Consider the following 3,756-nt stretch of genomic DNA (forward strand, 5'->3'; position numbering starts at 1 on the left):
GAGGCGCGACATGCGCACCTCGGTATAACGCATGGCGGCGGGATTGTCGCCGTCCACCGAACCGAAGTTACCTTGACCGTCAACCAGCATGTAGCGCAACGAGAACGGCTGCGCCATGCGCACGATGGCGTCGTAAACCGACGCATCGCCATGCGGATGGTATTTACCGATGACGTCACCGACCACGCGGGCGGATTTTTTATAGGGCTTGTTCCAGACATTGCCCAATTCATTCATCGCGAACAAAACACGGCGATGCACGGGCTTCAGACCATCACGTACATCCGGAAGAGCTCGTCCCACGATCACGCTCATGGCGTAATCGAGATAGCTTTGACGCATTTCGTCTTCGATGTTGACGCGAATGATTTCTTTGGCGAGTTCTGCCATCAATCAGGTTCCCTGGTAACGAAAAAAGGCCGCACCACATGCACTTAACGCGCTCGTAATGAGGGCCTGACGCAAGCAGAGAATGATAGCACAGACGCTTACAAAACACCGGCCATAGACTTTTTCAAATCAATGACTTACGACGTCGTCTTCGTCCGTTTGAAAAGCAGTAAGCGAGCGCTGCCAAAATTGACCCCGGCAGCCATTACCGAACCGGCAGCCACGGCAATCGCAGGCCAGCGCTGCGACCAGGGCAGCAGGTATAAAAAGACCACATAAACCGCGTAGTTGATCGCGGCGCCACCGGCCATCAGCAACATCCAGTGCAGCCATTCGGACCACAGCGAGCGCCCGCTATCGCGTTTGGCAAAGGTGTGCTGACGGTTCCACCACCAGGTCGCGGTAGCTGCCGCCAAAAACGACAGCACGCGAGCGTAATAAGGGTTCCAGTGAACCGCACTAACCAACAGCTGGACAATGCCGGCATCGACCACCAGACCCATGACGCCACCAACCGCAAACAGAGCGAATTCGTGACGAAGCCTCATGCCTTGAGCATCAGGCAAGAAACATCAACTGCATGACGCCGGCGTTCGGCCGCTCGATCACCCCACGCTCGGTCACGATGGCATCGATCAACTCTGCTGGAGTGACATCGAAAACCGGGTTCCAGGCATCGGCGCCTTCGACCACCGTGCGCTGGCCGGCCACCGCAAGCAACTCGGCCGGGTCACGCAGCTCGATCTCGATATCGTCACCGGTAGCAGTCGCCATATCGACGGTGGACGACGGGGCGACCACCATGAATTTCACGCCGTGATGACGTGCGGCAATCGCCAGCTGGTAGGTACCGATCTTGTTGGCGGTATCGCCATTCGCAGCAATGCGATCGGCGCCCACGATGACCCATTGAATAACACCCGATTTCATCAGATGCGAGGCCGCCGAATCGGCAATCAATTTCGCCGGAATGCCGTCGCGCACCAGCTCCCACATGGTCAGCCTGGCACCTTGCTGCCACGGCCGGGTTTCGCCGGCGAAGACCTGTTCAATACGGCCAGCGGCGACACCGGCGCGGATCACGCCCAGTGCCGTGCCATAGCCCGCCGTCGCCAGAGACCCTGTATTGCAATGGGTAAGCACCCCCGAGTGCGGCGCAATCAACGACGCGCCCAGCTGCCCCATGTGTCGGTTGGCGAGCAGGTCTTCGTCCTGAATCGCTTTTGCCTCATGCTCCAGCGCGGCGGCATCAGCCCCTGCCGCAATACGGGCCATCATGCGGTCTAGCGCCCACATCAGATTCACCGCGGTGGGGCGGGCCGCGCGCAGCATGCTCAGCGCAGCATCGAGCGATTCGCCCTGCTTGGCCGCAAGCGCCACGCCCCAGGCAGCTGCTATGCCAATGGCCGGCGCACCGCGAACGGCAAGGTCCTTGATGGCCTGAGTCACCTGGGCTGCGTTGGCGCAATCGATCCAGCGCTCTTGCTGCGGAAGCAGACGCTGGTCGAGCAAGCGCAAATGATCGCCTTGCCACTGCACTGCGCGGATGCGGTCGTAACGGTCGTAATCCATAAACTTGTTTGCTACTCGCTTGTTTGCTGCTGGCTTGTTTGCTGCTGGGTCTGAACGGAAAGCGGCGGGAGCATATCCCGCGCGGCCACTCAAGGCGAATCGGGCATGACGATCCAGAGGATCACGTAGATCAGCACGCCCGAACCACCCAGCATGGTGAGTACCACCCACAACAGTCGCACCAGCGTCGGGTCCCAGCCGAGATACTCAGCGATGCCACCGCAGACACCGGCGAGCTTCCTGTCATTAAGCGATCGATGCAGGCGCTTTTCCATGACCTGACCCTCCCGAAAGTGGCTTAATTTCGCGCATTCAGCCATTGATGGATGGCCGGCGGCACTTCGCGCTGTGCCCGACCGGATACATAAATACCGATATGGCCACCCTTGAAGGCAAGCTGGGTGTAGTCGGTGGTGCCCACATGCTTGCCCAGTGCACGCGAGGCATCCGGCGGTACCAGATGATCCTGCTCGGCAAAAATGTTCAGCACCGGCTGGGTAATCATGCCTAGATCGACCGGCTTGCCGCCGATCGACAGCGTGCCCTGGACCAGCTTGTTGCCCTGATAGAAATCCTTGATGAACTCGCGAAAGGCCTCGCCCGCCTGATCCGGCGAATCGAAAATCCAGCGTTCCATGCGCAGGAAATTTTCCAGCTCGACCGGGTTATCCAGAATGTCGACCAGGCTGATGTATTTCTGCTGGTTCAGGCGCAACGGCTTCAGCGTGAGGTAGACCCAGTTCATCAGCTCGGCCGGGATATTACCCAGCGTATCGACGAACAGGTCGACATCCAGATCGCGCGTCCAATGCGAAAGCATGTTGTCCTTGGTGTGGAAATCCACCGGTGTCACCATGGTGATGAGATTCTTCACCTTGGCTGGCTGTAGCGCGGTGTAGCACAACGAGAACGCGCCGCCCTGGCAAATGCCGAGCAGGTTGATGGCTTTGAGCCCGTGACGCTCGCGCACCGCATCGACACAGCGATCGAGATAGCCGTTGATGTAATCGTCCAGGCCCAACCAGCGGTCAGCGCCATCGGGATAACCCCAATCCAGCAAATAGACGTCTTCACCTTGAGCCAGCAGGTTACGTACCAGTGAGCGGTCCGCTTGCAGGTCGGTCATCCAGGCCGTGTTGACCAAGGCGTAGACAATCAGAATCGGTGTTTTGGCCGTGGGGGCCTGCGAGCCCTTGAAATGCCAGACGGTGAGCTTGTCTTCGCGATAGACCGCTTCACGCGGCGTATTAGCGTACTCAGGCTCACGCAGGCCACGCAGATTACCTACGCCTGCCGCCAGCTTGCGCTGGAAGCCCGAGATTTCGGCGAGAATTTTCGCCGGGTCCATACTCAGCGGTGCGTACATAGCGTCTCCTTACTTACGGCGCGCAGCGGTACGCGCTGCTGTCTTGGTGACCGGCTTGCGGCTGGAGGCCTTGCGCACAGGCGTCTTGCTGGGTGCGCTCTTGGTGACCTGATTCTTGGCGGAAGAAGCCGCTGCTTTCTTGGCTGGCGCGGTTGCTGCGGGCTTCTTCGCCTTAGGGCTGCCTTGGGCGAGCTGGCGCTTGAGTGCAGCGATTTCGGCACGCAGTCCTGCCGTTTCATCGGCCGTATCGCTGCCAGTCTGAGGCTGCTTGGCAGCGGCCTGTTTCGCACCGCCACGAAGCTCACGGCGCAGCTCGTGCAACTGCTTGCCCAGGGCGGTGACCTCACTACGCGTCGGCATACCGAGCTCTCGACAGAACGCCTCTAGTTGCTGCTGCTGTAAATGGCGTACGCGCATTTGCGCATTGA

Annotated in this window: 6 protein-coding genes; all 6 read right to left on the reverse strand. The window is 59.6% G+C overall.

All coding sequences use genetic code 11. The features are described 5' to 3' along the window. A partial coding sequence (locus OUZ52_RS22480; protein ID WP_323135392.1) for a DNA gyrase subunit A occupies positions 1-390 on the reverse strand: 390 nt, incomplete at its 3' end. Between the two features lie 137 nt (positions 391-527). Next, positions 528-938 (reverse strand): GtrA family protein, encoded by a 411-nt coding sequence (locus tag OUZ52_RS22485; RefSeq protein WP_266160836.1) that lies wholly within the window; start codon positions 936-938, stop codon positions 528-530. A gap of 10 nt (positions 939-948) precedes the next feature. Then, positions 949-1,962, reverse strand: a complete 1,014-nt coding sequence (gene mtnA / locus OUZ52_RS22490; RefSeq protein ID WP_266160837.1) for an S-methyl-5-thioribose-1-phosphate isomerase — start codon at positions 1,960-1,962, stop codon at positions 949-951. 89 nt (positions 1,963-2,051) lie between these two features. Then, positions 2,052-2,237: a PspC domain-containing protein gene (locus tag OUZ52_RS22495; RefSeq protein ID WP_266160839.1), complete on the reverse strand. Its 186-nt coding sequence runs from the start codon at positions 2,235-2,237 to the stop codon at positions 2,052-2,054. 23 nt (positions 2,238-2,260) lie between these two features. After that, positions 2,261-3,328, reverse strand: coding sequence for a class III poly(R)-hydroxyalkanoic acid synthase subunit PhaC (gene phaC, locus OUZ52_RS22500; RefSeq protein WP_266160841.1), 1,068 nt, complete (start codon positions 3,326-3,328; stop codon positions 2,261-2,263). Between the two features lie 9 nt (positions 3,329-3,337). Next, a partial coding sequence (locus OUZ52_RS22505; protein WP_323135393.1) for a poly(R)-hydroxyalkanoic acid synthase subunit PhaE occupies positions 3,338-3,756 on the reverse strand: 419 nt, incomplete at its 5' end.

The sequence above is a fragment of the Dyella silvatica genome, from assembly GCF_026283955.1.
GTDB lineage: Bacteria > Pseudomonadota > Gammaproteobacteria > Xanthomonadales > Rhodanobacteraceae > Dyella_C > Dyella_C silvatica.

Bases quoted from the DNA above. Each gene is read 5' to 3' on its own strand.
- phaC (WP_266160841.1), bottom strand. From the start codon at position 3,328: ATGTACGCACCGCTGAGTATGGACCCGGCGAAAATTCTCGCCGAAATC.
- OUZ52_RS22485 (WP_266160836.1), bottom strand. From the start codon at position 938: ATGAGGCTTCGTCACGAATTCGCTCTGTTTGCGGTTGGTGGCGTCATG.
- mtnA (WP_266160837.1), bottom strand. From the start codon at position 1,962: ATGGATTACGACCGTTACGACCGCATCCGCGCAGTGCAGTGGCAAGGC.
- OUZ52_RS22495 (WP_266160839.1), bottom strand. From the start codon at position 2,237: ATGGAAAAGCGCCTGCATCGATCGCTTAATGACAGGAAGCTCGCCGGT.